General features: G+C 73.3%; 8 protein-coding genes. 5 read left to right on the top strand and 3 right to left on the bottom strand.

What is annotated here, in order from left to right; translation table 11 throughout:
- Nucleotides 1-130: 130 nt before the first annotated feature.
- Nucleotides 131-565, bottom strand: a complete 435-nt coding sequence (locus ABTX78_RS09105; protein ID WP_352206138.1) for a DUF6003 family protein — start codon at nucleotides 563-565, stop codon at nucleotides 131-133.
- 460 nt (nucleotides 566-1,025) lie between these two features.
- Here ABTX78_RS09105 and ABTX78_RS09100 point away from each other — a divergent pair, with 460 nt between their 5' ends.
- Complete coding sequence (locus tag ABTX78_RS09100) at nucleotides 1,026-1,466, top strand: DUF7144 family membrane protein (RefSeq protein WP_352206137.1); 441 nt, start codon at nucleotides 1,026-1,028, stop codon at nucleotides 1,464-1,466.
- A gap of 136 nt (nucleotides 1,467-1,602) precedes the next feature.
- Entirely contained in the window at nucleotides 1,603-3,777 is a 2,175-nt protein-coding gene (locus ABTX78_RS09095; protein ID WP_352206136.1) for a SpoIIE family protein phosphatase, read from the top strand.
- A gap of 29 nt (nucleotides 3,778-3,806) precedes the next feature.
- Here the strand turns inward: ABTX78_RS09095 and ABTX78_RS09090 are convergent, their stop codons facing one another.
- Nucleotides 3,807-4,211, bottom strand: a complete 405-nt coding sequence (locus ABTX78_RS09090) for a DUF3662 domain-containing protein (protein ID WP_352206135.1) — start codon at nucleotides 4,209-4,211, stop codon at nucleotides 3,807-3,809.
- Between the two features lie 100 nt (nucleotides 4,212-4,311).
- Nucleotides 4,312-5,205, bottom strand: a complete 894-nt coding sequence (locus ABTX78_RS09085) for a LysR family transcriptional regulator (protein ID WP_352206134.1) — start codon at nucleotides 5,203-5,205, stop codon at nucleotides 4,312-4,314.
- A gap of 281 nt (nucleotides 5,206-5,486) precedes the next feature.
- Between ABTX78_RS09085 and ABTX78_RS09080 the strand changes: the two genes are divergently transcribed.
- From ABTX78_RS09080 to ABTX78_RS09070, 3 genes are read left to right on the top strand one after another with little or no spacing between them, the layout of a single operon-like run.
- Nucleotides 5,487-12,341 carry an SDR family NAD(P)-dependent oxidoreductase gene (locus ABTX78_RS09080; RefSeq protein WP_352206133.1) on the top strand — a complete coding sequence of 2,285 codons (6,855 nt, stop codon included), beginning with the start codon at nucleotides 5,487-5,489 and terminating at the stop codon, nucleotides 12,339-12,341.
- Complete coding sequence (locus tag ABTX78_RS09075) at nucleotides 12,338-17,095, top strand: beta-ketoacyl synthase N-terminal-like domain-containing protein (RefSeq protein WP_352206132.1); 4,758 nt, start codon at nucleotides 12,338-12,340, stop codon at nucleotides 17,093-17,095. Before ABTX78_RS09080 ends, ABTX78_RS09075 begins: the two co-directional genes overlap by 4 nt.
- Nucleotides 17,085-17,393, top strand: a complete 309-nt coding sequence (locus ABTX78_RS09070) for an acyl carrier protein (RefSeq protein ID WP_352206131.1) — start codon at nucleotides 17,085-17,087, stop codon at nucleotides 17,391-17,393. The genes ABTX78_RS09075 and ABTX78_RS09070 overlap by 11 nt, the downstream gene beginning before the upstream one ends.
- The last annotated feature ends 4 nt before the right edge of the window (nucleotides 17,394-17,397 follow it).

Here is a 17,397-nt window from a genome sequence, read left to right as displayed (position 1 = left end):
ACGGGACGCGGCGGAGGTATGAGCAAGGGCCGCTTGCGGACCCGGCGGCGGTCCGCACCCGGCGGGCGAGCAGGCGTCGGGTGGCCGGAACCGGCCGCAACCACCGGCAACCGAACCACCTGGCCCGCCGTCAGGCCTGAGCGACCCCGGTGAGCCGCGCGATGTCCTGGGGGTCCAGACCGGTGAGCCGGGCGATGCGCGAAGCGGGGACCCCGGCCGCCAGGGCGCGGTGCACCAGGGCTTCCCAGTCCTGCGTCACCTCCCGGAACCCGAGCAGTTCGTGCTCCATGTCCGTCACCGCCTGAGGAGCACACTCCTGCTGTACGCGGAAGGCCTCCTCCTCGCTCAGCGGAACGGGCAGCCGGTCGACGTCCTCGGGGATGAACACCTCGGAACCGCCCGGCAGAATCCGCACCTGCTCGGAGGAGGCGGAGACACGATGGGCGTCCAGCCAGCCGCGGACCGCCGGGGTCTCCAGGCACTCCAGGCCGCCGACCGCGCCGAGTGCGGCCCCCAGCAGAGGAGAACGGTCGGGGAGCAGGAAGAGACAGGCCTCGTCAGCCATCGTGCGGAACCGCCTTCGTCGTAGAGCAAGCGGACACCGATGCTAACGCCGCCCGTCGGCGCGGCCCGCCACGCCCCTCCGGGGCGCGGCGCGCCCCGGAGGCGGAACCGGCGGCCCGGCCGAACCGGCGAGCCGGGCCGGACCGGCGGAACGAGCGGACCGGCCGCACGAGCGGACCGACACGTCCCGGCCGAACGAGCGGACACCTGGTGACACCGAGCCCCCGCAGGTCGGGGCTCTCGTCGCGGATCCGGACCGGCCGCGGGGCGATGCGGCGGCATGCGGGGCGGGCGCCCGGCCAGCCGGGCGCCCGTACCCCCGGACACCGGGCGTGGCGCGCCCCGGGCGGCGTGTGTCCCGAGGTGCGAACGATGGTGAACGCGCGGAGTGTGGAAGTAACCCGATCGGCCTACGGCGAACCGTCCGGGAGGCTTTGCAGCACCGGGTGAAGGAGCAGACCATGACCAGCCATGTGAGCGGGGCCCGACCGCACTCCACGTCGAGGAGTTCCACCAGCAGCGCGTTCGTCAGCGGCTGGACGGTGTTCGCCGGCGTCATGATGATCTTCGGTGGTCTCATGGCCCTCTTCGCGGGCATCGCCGCCATTGCCAAGGACGACGTGTTCGTCGCCACGCGCAACTACGTCTTCCAGTTCGATCTCACGGGGTGGGGCTGGATCCACATGATCCTCGGCATCGTCATCGTGATCGCCGGGTTCGCCCTCTTCCAGGGCGCCACCTGGGCCAGGGTGGCCGGTATCGCGCTCGCCGGCCTCGCCATGCTGGCGAACTTCCTGTGGCTGCCGTACGCCCCGTTCTGGGCCATCGTGCTGATCGCCATCGACGGCTTCGTGATCTGGGCACTCTGCGCACCCCGCCACTCGGAGTCCCCGGCGCACTGAGCTTCCCCGCTCGCGGCGGGCCGCGACCGGTCCCCGCTTTCCCGGCCCGCCACCACGACGGTCTCGTCAGCGGGCCGGTGCGTCGGGTCGTGGCCCTGGAGGGTTCCGGCTGCGGCCGGGAAGGGAGGAGAGAGGAGTGGGCGGTCCGACCGAGCCGCGTCCCTTCGGACGCGAGTGGGGCGACGCCCTCCTGGAGGCGCTGTTCACCGAGTCACCCATGGGCCTCTACCTGTTCGACGAGGACCTCAGGCTGATCCGTATGAACAGCGCGGCACGCGGGTGGCGGGGGGCGGCCGTCGAGGACCACACGGGCCATCGCCTCGGGGAAGTGGTGCCCGGCTTCGACACCGAGGCGATCGAGGCCATGCTGCGGCGGGTGCTCGACACCGGGCAAGCCGCGATCGACTTCGAGCAGCGCGGCTTTCCGCCCACCGATCCCACCCGCGAGTACGTGGCGTCCATCTCGGCCTTCCGGCTGCGGGGCAGTGGCGACGCCGCCCACCGGATCGGAGTGGCGGCGGAGGTCACCGATGTGACGGGGCAGTTCCGCGCGCGCAACCGCGTGATGCTGCTCAACGCGGCCGGCGAACGGGTCGGCAGGACGCTCGACATGACCGGCACGGCAGAGGAGTTCGTCGAGTTCGTCGTTCCGGCGCTGGCCGACGCCGCCACGGTCGACCTGTTCGACTGTGTGCTGCGCGGAGGCGAGCCCCCGGCCGGGCCGGTGGAATCGCACCTGCCGCTGCGACGTGTGGCCCGTCGCGACGTGGAGAGCACCGGCTCGGACGGCGATCAGGACGGTTCGATCCCGCTGATCAGCTTGGACCCGCCGACGCCGTACACCCAGAGCGTCGTCGATCACCGGCCGCGGCTGATCCAGCAGCCCGGCGTCGACCCGGGCGTCCCGGCCACCGGCGGACGCGAGGCGGCCGACGGCGAATCCGGCTCCGGCACCGGCTCCGTTCTGGTGCTGCCTCTCGTCACTCGCGGAGTGGCCCTGGGCGTGGCCGTGGTCCGGCGGAACACCCTCTCCGACCCGTTCGACGAGGACGATCTGGCGATCGCCGCCGAGGTGGCCGGGCGGATGTCCCTGAGTCTGGACAACGCCCGCCGGTACGAGCGTGAGCACGCGACGGCCCGTACGCTCCAGCGCGGGCTGCTGCCTCCCGCGTTGCCGTCCGTCTCCGCCGTGGAGACCGCCCACCGGTATCTGCCGGGTCTCGACGCCGGCGGGGACTGGTTCGATCTCCTCACGCTGTCCGGTGGCCGGGTCGCCCTCGTGGTGGGAGACGTCGAAGGCCACGGCCTGGCCGCCGCCACGACCATGGGGCAGCTGCGGACCGCCGTCTTCACACTGGCCGCGTTGGACCTCCAGCCGGAGGAGGTGCTGTCGCGCCTGGACGACATGATGGCCCGTATGGCAGAGGAGCGAACCCGGCTCTCGGCCGACGTGGCGAGCGACCCACCCGGGGCGAGTTGTGTGTACCTCGTCTACGACCCCGTATCCCGGCTGTGCACCTTCGCCCGCGCGGGACACCCGCCGGCCGTGCTCGTACGGCCCGACGGGCAGACGCAGGTCCTCGACGGCGGGGCGGGACCCCCGCTCGGCCTCGGCGGGCTGCCCTTCGAGGCCGAGGACAAGGAACTGCCCGAGGGGAGTCTGCTGGCCCTCTACACCAACGGGCTGATCGAAGGCCGCCGGGCCTCCGACGACGCGCTGGGCCGGCTCCAGCGGGTCCTCGCACATCCGGGACGGTCCCTCGCGGACAGCTGCGACGAGGCCGTGTCCGCCGTGCGGCCACGGCGGGCGGACGACGATGCCGTTCTGCTGCTGGCGCGCACCCGTTCCCTCACATCCGACTCCGTGGCCACCTGGACCCTGCCGCTGGACCCGGCGATCGTCTCCACGGCGCGCACCCTGGCAGGCCGCCAGCTGGCCGCCTGGGACCTGGACGACCTCGCCTTCACGACCGAGCTGATGGTGAGCGAACTGGTCACCAATGCCATCCGGTACAGCACGGGCACGGTCGTGCTGCGTCTGATCCGCGACGGCGACTCACTCCTGTGCGAGGTGTTCGACAACAGCACCACCGCGCCGCATCTGCGCCGTTCCCGCGAGAGCGACGAAGGGGGACGCGGTCTGCTGCTGGTGGCGCAGTGCTCGCGACGCTGGGGCACACGCCTGACGGCCACGGGCAAGGCGGTCTGGGCCGAACAGCCGCTGCCCGAGCCCGTATCCGTGGGACGCCTGTCGCAACGGCCCGCCGACCCGGGGTCTTCGGTGCCGTCGGGCCAGGAACCGCCGGCGTGAGCTCCGGTCACCCGCGCCGGGCGTGCCGTTCAGTCCGGGTTCGAGGGGAACGCGTCGGCGCGAACATGCGGCATGGCCCGGCTGGCCACCCGGTAGCGGCCGTTGGGCAGCTGCTCCGACGAGGTGGTGACGCGCACGGTCAGCGGACCGGCCCACTCGTATCCCTGCGTCTCCCCATGGCGGGCCAGTGAGTCCGTCAGCGCCCGCCCGACCTCCCCGACGCGCCGCAGCAGCTCCTTGTGCACACTGCGGGTCAGTTCGATCTCGTACGCGTTGGGCACGACGACGCGGCTCTGGCTGCACACCACCGCATGGGTGTCGCACTCACCGCGCAACGCGTCGACCAGTTCCACCGGGTCCCGATGAAAGACCTTGCCGAGCAGATCGTCCTGCCAGCGCTCAAGGGCCTGTTCCCACCGCTTCAGATGTCCCATGACACTTCGCGTGCCCGTGACACCGTCAGATCACGCACCCCGGAACGGTGCTCTCCCCGGACGGCGGCACTCCGGTGCCTGCGCGATCCGGCCGGCACGCCTACGACGCGGGCGCTCCCGCCGGTGCGGTGTGCCGGGCGTGCGAGAGGAAACTGCGGGCGGCGGCACTGAGCGGGCCCCGCGGATGTGCGATACCGACCGGACGTAGAAGAGGGGGCCTGAAGGATCGGACCTCCACCCGGTGATGGAACACCCGGAACACCGTGTCCCGGTAGCCGAACAGCGACCCGCGTTCCTCCGTGACAGCCGTTTCCGCGGCCGGTCGCTCATCCTTTTCGGCCACGGCCACCGGGCGCACACCGAGCCGGCCGAACATCGCTTCGAGCTCGGTACGCCGGCCCGTGCCCGGCGGAGGGAGCACCACCCGCAACCCGCCCAGCATCCGCAGCGGCACCGGGTCGGGCAGCTCCGAGCCCGGTGGCGAGATCAGCACGATCTCGCGGTCCTGGAGGCGGTACGCCGACAGATCCTGGTCCACCGGCAGATGGACCAGCCCCAGTTCGGCCGCGCCGTCGACCAGGGCGCGCTCGAGTGCCTCGCGGCTGTCGTGGCGGAGCAGCCGTACGTCGATCTGAGGGTGGCGCTCGATGAACGAGGGCACGAGCCCGGCGGCGACCGCACCGCAGAGGGCCGGCGTCGCGGCCACCTTCACGGTGGTGCGCAGCGCACTCCCGCGGGCCGTGCCGACGTCCTCGATCGCTCCGACCGCGTCGAGCACCGTTCGCGCCAGACGCACGACACGGGTGCCTTCGGCGGTCAGGGTCGCACGCCTGCCCCGGCGGTCCAGGAGCGTCACGCCGAGATCCCGCTCCAGAGACTGGATGGACCGGGAGAGGGCGGGCTGGGCGATGTAGACGGAGCACGCTGCGGCTGTGATGGAGCGGCAGTCAGCGACGGCGACGAGGTATCGCAGCTGTTGCAGTGTGGGGGTCATGTGCGGACGTTAGCCCTCCGGGTCTGAGCCCTGAAAGAGGCACTCAGGTCAACAAATCCCGTGCCCTGTATGAAAACTGACGCACCGTCCGTTGTCATCCATACCTCTGCGGCATGGATGGGCGGATGGGCGTTGACAGTGCCGCCGGGCCGCCGCAGGATGCAACGCGGCATTGCGAAGTTACTGGCCGTTAATCACCTCAGGCACCCGCGCACCCCCCACCTCACCGCCGTCGTGCCCCGCTCCCTCGACCGGCCCTGCTCGGAACCCAAGGAGAGCCTGTGATCTCTCAGCCTGCCCGGCGTTCCCGCCGGGATCTTGTCGTCGTGGTCAGTCCGTTCGAGGAGCCCCGCCCCCGGATGGTCGCGTCTGCGGAACGTGCGGGAGCCCTGGGCGTCCTGGATCTCGGCAGGGACCGCGACCGGGCCCGCGCCGCCATGGCCGCACTGCGTGGCAGGTACGGGGTGCGGGTACCGGCCGGATGCCCGCTCGCCCCGGACGACCTGCCCGCCGCCGTGGACACCGTGCTCCTGACCGCATCCCACTGGCGCGGTGGCGCCGGCGCCTGGTCGGACGGCGGACGGCGCCGGGTGTGGGCCGAGGTGGTCAGCCCGGCCGAAGCCGCGGACGCCGTCGCCGCGGGAGCCGACGGCATCGTGGCCAGAGGGCACGAAGGCGGCGGCCGCGTCGGCGAACTGACCACCTTCGTCCTGCTCCAACGCCTGCTCGCCGACCCCCGGTTGACCGTCCCCGTGCACGGGGCGGGGGGCATCGGCCTCCACACCGCGGCGGCCGCGGTCGCCGGCGGCGCCGCAGGCGTCGTCCTCGACACCCAACTCGCCCTGACCACCGAGGGACTGGAAGGACTGCCCCGCGCGGTCGCCGACGCGATGCGTGCCATGGACGGCAGCGAAACCACCGTCGTCGCGGGCCACCGTGTCTACACCCGGCCCGATATCGCGCTTCCCGAGGGCGACATCGCCGAGCGGCTCGGCGCGGGAGACCTGCACGGCATGCCCTTACCCGTCGGTCAGGAGGGAGCGACGGCCGCGCGCCTCGCCGCGCGTCACCGCACCACCGGCAGTGTCGTCCAGGCGGTACGGGCGGCGATCACGGGCCACATCGCCGCGGCCACCCGGACCCGGCCCCTGCTGCCGCGCACCGGCGAAAACCTGCTGCCCGTGGTCCAGGGCCCCATGACCCGGGTGAGCGACCGGTCCGCCTTCGCCTCCGCGGTCGCCGATGCGGACGGACTGCCCTTTCTGGCCTTGGCCGTCATGGACGGCCGGGAGGTGCACGACCTGCTCACCGAGACCGCGAGTCGGTTGGCCGACCGGCCCTGGGGCGTCGGTCTGCTCGGCTTCGCACCGGAGGAGCTGCGCCGGGCACAACTGGAAGCGGTCGCCGCCGTACGCCCGCCGTACGCGATCATCGCCGGCGGCCGGCCCGCCCAGGCCGCACCGCTCGAAGCGGCGGGCACCAGGACCTATCTGCACGTGCCCTCACCGGGGCTGTTGGAGCGCTTCCTCGCCGAGGGTGCCCGGCGCTTCGTCTTCGAAGGACTCGAATGCGGCGGACACATCGGTCCGCGTGCCGCCTTTCCGCTCTGGGAGGAGCAGATCGAGCGCCTGCTCGCGTTCCCGCACACGGAGGAACTCGACGTGCTGTTCGCCGGCGGCATCCACGACGAGCGCTCCGCCGCCATGGTCACCGCCGCCGCCGGCCCGCTGGCCGAACGAGGGGCCCGTATCGGCGTACTGATGGGCACGGCCTACCTCTTCACCGAGGAGGCCGTCGCCGCCGGTGCCGTACTGCCCGGATTCCAGCAGGCCGCGCTCGACTGCGACACCACCACACTGTTGCGTACGGCTCCGGGCCACGCCACCCGGTGCGCCGCCACCCCGTACGCCGACACCTTCACCGCCACGGCCGAACGGCTGCGCGCGGACGGCGCGAGTCCGAACGAGGTCTGGGAGGAACTGGAGAAGCTCAACCTCGGCAGGCTGCGGATCGCCAGCAAGGGCCTGCGCCGGACCGGAGCGGAGCACACCCCGGTCGATGAGGACGAACAGCGCGCCGAAGGCCTCTACATGCTCGGGCAGATCGCCACCGCGCGCACATCCGTGATCAGCGTCGCGGCCCTTCACGCGCAGGTGACCGAGGGAGCGACAGCCCTCCTCGCCGAGCGCGCCCGGCTGCTCGGGGCCGACGAGGCCGCCCCGGAGACGGCGGAACGGGCGCCGCTGGAGATCGCGGTCGTCGGGATGGCCTGCCGGTATCCCGGCGCGGACGACCTCGCGGGGTACTGGGCCAACATCGTCGCCGGTACCGACTCGGTCACCGAGGTCCCCGCCGACCGCTGGGACACCGCCGCCTATCACGACCCCGACCCGGCGCGGGCGGGCGAGCGGACACCGTCCCGCTGGGGCGGGTTCCTGGACCCCGCACCCTTCGACGCCCTCACGCACGGCATCGCCCCCGCCTCCCTCGGCAGTATCGAGCCGGTCCAACTGCTCGCGCTCGACACAGCGGCACGCGCCCTCGCGGACGCCGGATACGCCCCCGGACGGCACTTCGACCGGTCCCGCACCTCCGTCGTCTTCGGTGCCGAAGCGGGCACCGACCTCGCCGGCGCCTACGGCTTCCGTGCCCTGCACCGCGGCTACCTCGGCGACCTGCCGCCGGACCTGGACACCCAACTGCCCAGGCTGACCGAGGACTCCTTCCCCGGAGTGCTCGCGAACGTGATCGCCGGACGCGTCGCCAACCGCCTCGACCTCGGGGGCGCCAACTGCACCATTGACGCCGCCTGCGCCTCCTCGCTCGCCGCCCTCGACCTGGCGTGCAAACAACTCGGCGACGGGGACAGCGACATGGTGCTGTGCGGCGGCGCCGATGTGCACAACAGCATCAACGACTACCTGATGTTCGCCTCCGTGCGGGCCCTTTCGCCCACCGGCCGATGCCGGCCCTTCGACGCCTCGGCCGACGGCATCGCCCTTGGCGAAGGCGTCGCCTGTCTCGTACTCAAACGGCTCGCCGACGCGGAACGCGACGGCGACCGCATCTACGCCGTCGTCCAGGCCGTCGGAGCGTCGAGCGACGGCCGGTCCCTCGGTCTGACCGCACCACGCCCCGAAGGACAGCGCCGGGCCCTGGACCGTGCCTATGCGCGAGCAGGGATCGCGCCCGCCGACATCGGCCTGGTGGAGGCGCACGGCACCGGCACGGTGGTGGGTGACAGCGCGGAACTGTCCGTCCTCACCGAGGTCTTCGGCGGCCAGGAGACCGGCTTCTGTTCACTGGGCTCGGTCAAGTCGCAGCTCGGACACACGAAATGTGCGGCCGGTCTCGCCGGCCTCATCAAGGCGGTGCGAGCCGTGCACTCAGGAGTACGGCCGCCGACGCTGCACCTGACCGGCCCCAACCCGGACTGGACGGCGCAGAGCAGCCCCTTCTTCTTCGACACCGAGGCCAGACCGTGGGCCGCGCCCGCCGGCAGTCGGCGGGCCGCCGTCAGCGCCTTCGGCTTCGGAGGCACCAACTACCATGCTGTGCTGAGCGGGTACGCGGAGGCGGAGGAGCCCGAGCACGGCCTTGACGTCTGGCCCGCCGAGCTGTTCCTGTTCCGCGGAGCCGACCGGCAGGCCGCGGTACGCGCCGTCGACCGCCTCAGCGCCCGCCTGGAGCAGAACGACGCAGCCGGGCGACCCTGGCCGCTGCGCGACCTGGCGGCCGAGGTCTCCACCGAGGACGGCACGGTCCGGGTCGCCGTCGTCGCGACAGACCTCGACGACCTGGCCGGAAAGCTGTCCCGTGCCCGCGAGTTCGCGCCCGGCGACGGAGTCCACGTCCCGCGGGAGGGATGCGAGACCGGACGGACGGCCTTCCTCTTCCCCGGCCAGGGCAGCCAGCGCCCGGGCATGATGGGCGATCTCTTCATCGCCTTCCCGCGCCTGCGGTCGGTGCTCCACGACGCGGATCCCGGCTGCGTGGCCGCCATGTTCCCGCCTGCGGCGTTCACCGCCGGGGAACGGGAGGCGCAGCGCGCCGCCGTCACCGACACCCGAACGGCGCAGCCGGCGCTCGGTCTGACGGGGGTGGCAGCCCACCGCCTTCTCACCTCGCTCGGTGTGCGCCCGGACTGCACGGCCGGCCACTCCTACGGAGAACTGGTCGCCCTGTGGGCGGCAGGTACCTACGACACCGCCACTTTGCTGCGGCTCAGCGACCGCCGGGCCGCGGCCATACTCGCCGCGGCGGGGGACGACCCGGGAGCCATGGCAGCCGTACCCTGCGCGCCGCAGGACATCGCGGGCCCGCCGGCCGGCTGCGTCGTCGCCAATCACAACGCGCCCCGGCAGAGCGTCATCTCCGGTCCGACCGCGGCGGTGGAGGCCGCGGTGGCGCAGTTGCGGGCGGCCGGCGTGGCCGCCGAACGCATCCCGGTCGCCTGCGCCTTCCACAGCGACGTCGTCGCCGGCGCCGCGGACCTGCTGTCAGCGGAACTCGCGGACGCCACCGTGACCGCCCCCGACCTGCCGGTCTGGTCCAACACGACCGCCCGCCCCTACGGCCCGGACCCCGCCGCCGTACGGGAGCTGCTCGCCCGCCAGGTCGCCGAGCCCGTCCGGTTCGTCGACCAGATCGAGGCCATGTACGCGTCCGGGGTGCGGATCTTCGTCGAGGCAGGGCCCGGCCGCGTGCTCAGCGGACTGGTGGGCCGCATCCTGGGCGACCGCCCGCACACCGCCGTACCTCTCGACGTCCGCGGCGAACACGGCCTGACGCGGCTGGTCACCGCGCTCGCCGAACTCGCCGCCGCGGGTGTCCCCGTCGACCCGGAACCGCTGTTCCGGGGCCGTGCTGCCGTACTGCCCGCCAAGGCACCCCGGCGCCCGGGCTGGCTGGTGGACGGGCACCTCGTACGGACCGCGGACGGTGTGCCCGTGGCAGGAGGATTGCAGCCGGCCCGACGGGTGGAGGCGCCGGTCCCGGCGGCGGCAGACGACCGCCGGGAGGACGCCGTCCTGGAGTACCTACGCGGCGCACGGGAGCTGGTCGCGGCCCAACGAGACGTATTGCTCGGCTACTTGGGCGCGAGTGATGCGGCCTCGTCGCCGGAGCGCGAGGTCGCGCCCCGGGAGTTCGCGCCGCGGCACACCGCGGAGGAGACGGCGCCCGGCAGAGCCGTGCCGGCCCCTGCGGGCAGCGACGACCGCCCCCTGACACCCGCTCAGCTCCTGGATGCCGTACTGGAGATCATCCACATCCGTACGGGCTATCCGCACGAGATGCTCGACCGGGCACTCGATCTGGAGGCCGACCTCTCGGTGGACTCCATCAAACGCGTGGAGATCATCGGGGCACTCGCCGACCGGATCGGGCTGCCGTCCGGGGCCGGCGGCGCCGAGGAGTCCGCGATCGAGGAACTCGCCCGCATCAAGACGATCAGCGGCATCGTCGACTGGCTCGTGGCCCGCGGTACGACCACGACCGGGCACGGTACGACGGTGGCCGAGGGCGCTGTGATCACGGCCGAACCGGGTCGGGCAGCCGGGCCGGACGGCGGTCGGGCCGGCGGCGACAAGGTGCCTCTCCCCGCCGCCGCCTCCGTCCCGCTGACCAGGCTGCTCGTCGAAGTCGCCGCCGCGGAGCCGCCGGCGGCCCGCGACCCGGCCGAGGTGCTGGCGGGACGGCAGTTCGCCGTCGTCGACGACGGACTGGGCGTTGCCGTCGCCCTCGCGGCGGCACTGGAGGCGCAGGGCGCGGACGTGCGCACCGTGCACCCGGACCGGCTGACCGAAGCCGCGGGCTGCGACGGCGTCGTCGACCTCAGCGCACTGCGCCAGGCGCCCGCCCCCGTCCTGCCGGAAGGCTTCCGCGCCTTGCGCGAAACCCTGGTGGCCGGGACGCGCCGGTTGCTGCTCGTCACCGGCTGCGGAGGAGCGTTCGGCCGGGTCGCCGTCCCTGGCGGCGCGCACGGCGATCTGCTGCCTGAGGGCGCGCCCGAGGCCACGGACCCCATTCCGGGGGCCGGCCTGTACGGCTTCGCCCGCTCGGCCGCGATCGAGTATCCCGGCGCGGAGATCAGGGCCGTGGACATCGACCCCAAGGATCGACCCGAGCGGATCGCCGCGCATCTGATAGCCGAACTGTGCTCCCCGGACGAGCCCGTCGCGGTCGGCTACACCAACGGCACCCGCAATGTGCCGCGTACCGTCCCTGTACCACTGCCCGGCGGCGGACGGCCGCCCCTGCCACTGAGCCGCGACTCGGTCGTCCTGTTGACCGGCGGGGCCCGCGGGATCACCGCGCGCAGCGCCCTCGCCCTGGCGGACGCTACCGGCTGCCACATCGAACTCATCGGCCGTACGCCACCGCCCGACGAGGTGGAGGATCCGGCACTCACCCATGCCCTCGACCGGGTCGCGCTGCGTGCCGCGCTCGTCCACCAGGGACTGCGTACGCCCGCCGACATCGAGGCCGCCGCCTCGCGGGTTCTCGCCGCGCGGGAAGTCCGGGCCACTCTGGAGGCCCTGAGGCGCGTCGCGGCCTCCGTGCGCTATCACGCGGCGGATGTCACCGACCCGAAGGCCGTGTACGCGGTCGTCGCTGACGTACGCGCCCGCCATGGTCGGCTCGACGGCATCGTGCACGGCGCAGGAACCATCGAGGACAGGCTGCTGTGCGACAAGGACCCGGTCTCCTTCGCCCGGGTCTTCGGCACCAAGGTCGACGGCGCACGTCACCTCGCCGACGCCGCGGCCGACCACGGGGATGCCCCCGCGCCGGAGTTCCTCGTTCTCTTCGGCAGCGTGGCCGGCGTCTTCGGCAACCGCGGCCAGGCGGACTACGCGGCCGCCAATGACGCCCTGGACACGCTCGCCACCACCCCGGCCTGGTCGCGCCGCTTCCCCGGACGGGTCCTCGCCGTCGACTGGGGGCCCTGGGCCGCAGAGGCCGGCGGCATGGTGACTCCCGAGCTGGAGAGGATGTACGCGAACCGGGGAGTCCCGCTGATCGACCCCGACGGCGGCACGGACGCGTTCCTCGCCGAGCTGGCACACGGCACCACCGGCCAGGTCGTGCTGCTGGCCGAGCAGCCCGGCAACGGGTTCGGAGGCCGGCCGTGACCGACCCGGGCCGCGGCCCCCGGCCCACCGACGCCGCGATCGTCGGAATGGGCGCGGTCTTTCCCGGCGCGGGTGACCTGGCCGCGTACCGCCGCAATCTGTACGCGGGCACCGACGCCATCACCGACGTACCGCCCGGGCGCTGGGACCCGGAGGTGTACTACGACCCGCACGGCAGCGAAGGCCCGGCGCGCAGCGACCGCTTCTACTGCCGGCGCGGAGGCTTCATCGACGAGCTGACCGCCTTCGACCCGACGCGCTACGGCATCATGCCCGCGGCCGTGGCTGGAGCGGAGCCCGACCAGTTGCTTGCGCTGCGCGTGATCGCCGAAGCCGTCGCCGACGCCGGGGGAGAGCAGGCGCTGCCGGGCGACCGTTCCCGGATCGGCGTGATCCTCGGCCGGGGCGGCTTCATGGGGGTCGCCACCGCCCGTCTCGATCAACGAGTGCGTACCGCCCACCAGTTGGCCACGACCCTGCGCGAACTGGCCCCTGAGCTCGGCGAGGACCGGATCACCGCGGTCCGCGATGCCTTCCAGGCCGGCCTCGGTCCTGAGCGGCCCGAGGCGTCGATCGGGCTCGTCCCCAGCTTCACCGCCGCCCGGACCGCCAACCGGCTCGACTTCCGCGGCCCCGCCTACACCCTCGACGCCGCATGTGCCTCGTCCCTGCTCGCGGTCGAGCAGGCGGCGGGACTGCTGGCGGCCGGGAGCTGCGACCTGGTCGTGGCGGGTGCCGTGCACCACTGCCACATCGCCACCTTGTGGAGCGTCTTCACCCAGTTACGGGCGCTGAGCCCCAGCCAGCACATCCGGCCCTTCGACCGCAGCGCCGACGGCACCCTGCTCTCCGAGGGCACCGGAGTGGTCCTGCTGAAACGGCTCGCCGACGCCGAACGGGACGGGGACCGTGTCTATGCCGTCGTCCGGGGTGCCGGGGTCGCGGGTGACGGACGCGCGGCGAGCCTGATGAGCCCTCTCGTGGACGGACAGGTGCGTGCACTGGAACTCGCCTGGCGGCAGAGCGGCCTGGACCCGACGGCACCCGACGCTCTCGGCCTGCTCGAAGCTCACGGCACCGGCACCCCGGTGGGCGACGAGGCCGAACTCACCACTCTGGCCCGGGTGTTCGGGTCCCGGGGCGCGGGCGGCGAACCCGTCGCGATGGGCTCCGTGAAGTCGATGCTCGGACACACCATGCAGGCGTCCGGGATGGCGGGCCTGATCAAGGCCGTACTCGCCGTGCACGACGGGACGCTGCCGCCGACCCTCCATGTGGACGATCCGCACGACGGGTTCGCCCGGACGCGGATGCGCCCGGTCACGGAGGCGCAACCGTGGGAGCGCGGCCGCGCACCGCGCCGGGCAGGTGTCAACGCGTTCGGCTTCGGCGGCATCAACGCGCATGTGGTGGTGGAAGAGGCACCGGGGGCGAGGGTTCCGGGCGCTGTGCTGCCGCGATCCATCAGTCTGACGACGGCAGGTGCCGTGGCGACGCAGCCCGCGGGTGCGGGTACGGCGTGTTCCGGTGCCGCGGCCCCGTCGCCCGGCGCGGTCACGGGGATCACCGAGGTCACCGGAGCCGCCGAGGACGTGCTCCTGCTCTCGGCCGCCGACCCGCAGGAGTTGGCCGCCTCCCTGGCGCGGTACCCGGACCCCGCGGTCGACCCCGTGACCCAGTCCCGTGGTGGGCCGTGCCGGCTCGCCGTCCTCGGGCCCACACCGAAGCGCCGGGCCCTGGCCGCCTCGGTCATCGCCAGGGGACGGCCGTGGCGCGGACGGGGCGGCGTGTGGTTCACGCCGGCTCCGCTGCTCGCTGCCGACGACGCACGGCTGGCGTTCGTCTTCCCCAGCCTGGAGCCTGATCTCGTACCGGACGTGGACCCCGTCGCCGCTCTGCTCCGGTTGCCGAAGCCCACCCTGACCGGCGGCGGCACACTCGTGGAACGCGCCGTCGACGCCATCGCCACGGGCCGGTTCTTCTCCCGCGTCCTGCCGGAACTCGGCATCCGGCCCGACCTGTTGGCGGGCCACAGTCTGGGGGAGTGGACCGCGATGGTGGCCGCGGGCATGTATCCGCAGGAGGCGGTCGACACCTTCATCGACTCCCTCGGGCCCGGGGATCTCGACGTGCCCGACCTCGTGTACGCGGCGCTCGGCTGCGGGGCACGGCAGGCCACCGAGGCGCTGCGGGGCCTCGACCGCATCGCCGTCAGTCATGACAACTGCCCGCACCAGTCGGTGCTGTGCGGAGAACCCGGGCCGTTGGCCGTGGCACTGGCCCGCCTGACCGACCAGGGTGTGCTCGCGCAGGAGCTTCCCTTCCGGTCGGGCTTCCACACACCCATGTGGGCGCCGTACCTCGAGCAGGTGCGCGCCGCGTTCGGCAGACTGCCGTTGCGGCCGCCGACCGTACCGGTCTGGTCGGCGACGACCGTCTCGCCGTACCCGGTTGCCGAGCACGAGATCCGCGACGTGGTGCTGCGGCATCTCCTGGAGCCGGTGCGCTTCCGGGAGTTGACGTCACGGCTGTACGCCGAGGGGGTACGCGGGTTCGTCCAGCTGGGGCCCGGCAGCCTCCCCGGCTTCGTGGGGGACACCCTGCACGGTCAGAGTCATCTGGTCGTCCCGGCGGGCGCCGCGCCGGGTGAGGGTATTGCCCAACTCGGGCATTTGGCGGCGGCGTTGTGGACAGAAGGTCTGCAACCGTACTGGGAACGACTGCTGGGGCGTGCGCCCTCGCCCGGTCCGGCGCGGGTGCCGTCACCCCTGGCCACGGGCGAGGCGCAGGCGCGCGGGGCTGCCGCCGAGCCCGCCGGACTGCGACTCGACCTGGGTTCACCTCTCGTACGCCTCGACGGTGCGGTACCCGCGCTCACCCTCGGCACCGGCCGTGCGAGGACCGGCGTCGACCGCCCGGTACTGCTGTCGGCCCTGGACGCGGTGCTCGACGAGACGGAGAACGCCGTACGGAGCGTGGCCGACGCCTGGCGCTCGACGGCCGCACCCGCCCGTTCGGTGGCCCGCGAGGCAACCGCCCCCGCACCTTCGGTGGCCCGCGAGGCAGCCGCACCTTCCGTCGGCCGCGAGGCAGCCGCACCCTCCCGCCCCGAGGCCCGTGCGGCGACTGCTCCCGAGGTCCCCGCGACGGTCGCGGCCCCGCCTCCCGCCCGCCGATCCCGACGACGGCTTTCCCTGGAGACGATGCCGTACGTCCGCGACCACTGCGTCTACCTCCAGCCCGACGACTGGCCCGAGCCCGCCGACCGGTTCCCCGTCGTCCCCATGACCACCCTGCTGGAGGTGGCCGCCGACGCCGCCCGCGAGGCCGTGCCGGGGCGTACGGTGACCGGCTTCGAGGACGTACGCGCTCTGCGCTGGCTGCCCGTCGCACCGCCCGTGGACGCCGAGATCACCGCGACACCGTCCGTGGAGCCCTTGCGGGCAGGCGGCGCGCGCGTACGCGTGGAGATCGGGGGCAGCGCCACCGTCACCGTCGTCCTCGCCGACCGCCACCCCTCCGCCCCGGCCGCCGATCGCTCGTCGCTGACCCGCCAGGGGGCGCCTCCGGTCAGCGCCGAGGCGCTCTACCGCGACCGGTGGATGTTCCACGGGCCCGCCTTCGCCGGCGTCCACCGCGTGGACGCGGTCGCCGAGGACGGCATCCGCGGCGTGCTGCGGGCCCTGCCCGCGCCCGGCGCGCTGCTCGACGCCGCGGGGCAACTCCTCGGGCACTGGATGCAGTTGCGGCTCCCGGCGGACCGGCTCGTCTTCCCGGCCTCGCTGGAGCGGATCCACCTGCACGGTCCCGCGCCCCGCGAGGGTGCACTGCTCGGTGCCACGGCGCGGATCCGCGCCGTACGACCGGACTCCGTACGCGGGGATGTGGAACTCACCGCCGACGACGGCACCGTGTGGGCCCGCCTGGAAGGTTGGACGTACCGGCGCTTCGCGGCCGACGAGCGGGTGTGGCCGATGAAGTTCACCCCGGAGATCTGCGGCATCGGCGAGCCGCAGCCCGGCGGCTGGTGTCTGGCCAGACGCCGCTGGAGCGACCCGGCGTCGCAGGAACTGGTGATGCGCCGCTACCTGGGGGCGGACGAGCGCGCCGCCTACGAGGAGCGGCCTCCGCGCGCCCGCTCGGCCTGGCTGCTCGGGCGGATCGCCGCCAAGGACGCCGTACGACAGGCTCTGTGGGACACCGGCGCGGGCCCGATCTTCCCCGCCGAGATCCCCATCGGCAACGACCCGCTCGGACGCCCCGTCCCCGAGGGCCCGCTCGCCGCCGGTCTGCGGCTCTCGCTCGCGCACAAGGACCGGATGGCGGTCGCCCGTGTGCACGCCGGCGACGCCGTCGGCATCGACATCGAAGCCGTCACGGACGACCCGGACGCCCTGAGCCGGATCGCGCTCACCGCCGACGAGCTGCGGCTCGCCGACGACCTCGCGGCGCGGGACGGGATAGGCCGCGCGCAGGCGGCGACCGTGCTCTGGTGCGCCAAGGAGGCCGCGGCGAAGGCGGAGGGCAGCGGGCTCGGCGGCCGCCCCCGGCAGTGGACCGTCGCCGAGGGACCCGCCGGACTGCTGGTGAACTCCCCCCGGGGCAGCGGCCACACCATCCGGACGATGACCGTCCTCGGACCACCCGGTCCGGGCCGCGCCCCCGAGACGTTCGTCGTCGCGTGGACCGTCCCGGCGCCCACCCCCACCCACCGAGTCACCCCCACCCCCACGGAGGCCGGCCATGGCATCTGACCCCACCGCCGAACACATACTCGCCGAGATCATCGCCATGCTCGTCGAGACCGTCGGCGATGACTTCCTGCTGGAGGAGGAAGTGACCGCGGACACCACGTTCAACCAGGATCTCGCCCTGGAGAGCATTGAGTTCGTCGCCTTCGCCGAACTGCTTCAGCAGCGCTACGGCACGGCCGTGGACCTCATGGCCTTCCTGGCCGAGAAGGACATGGAGGAGATCCTGGCGATGACGGTCGGCGATCTGGTCGTCCACATCGCCGGCAGGCTCCCCACGACGCCGGCACCGGCCGTCTGAGCCG

This window comes from Streptomyces sp. NPDC096193, from assembly GCF_040302905.1.
Classification (GTDB): Bacteria; Actinomycetota; Actinomycetes; order Streptomycetales; family Streptomycetaceae; genus Streptomyces.
The sequence above is the reverse complement of the archived record's forward strand: the minus strand, read 5'-3'. Positions and strand labels throughout refer to the sequence as shown.

Excerpts from the sequence above, each read along its gene's own strand:
- ABTX78_RS09090 (WP_352206135.1), bottom strand. The coding sequence starts at position 4,211 with ATGGGACATCTGAAGCGGTGGGAACAGGCCCTTGAGCGCTGGCAGGAC.
- ABTX78_RS09070 (WP_352206131.1), top strand. The coding sequence starts at position 17,085 with ATGGCATCTGACCCCACCGCCGAACACATACTCGCCGAGATCATCGCC.
- ABTX78_RS09085 (WP_352206134.1), bottom strand. The coding sequence starts at position 5,205 with ATGACCCCCACACTGCAACAGCTGCGATACCTCGTCGCCGTCGCTGAC.
- ABTX78_RS09105 (WP_352206138.1), bottom strand. The coding sequence starts at position 565 with ATGGCTGACGAGGCCTGTCTCTTCCTGCTCCCCGACCGTTCTCCTCTG.
- ABTX78_RS09100 (WP_352206137.1), top strand. The coding sequence starts at position 1,026 with ATGACCAGCCATGTGAGCGGGGCCCGACCGCACTCCACGTCGAGGAGT.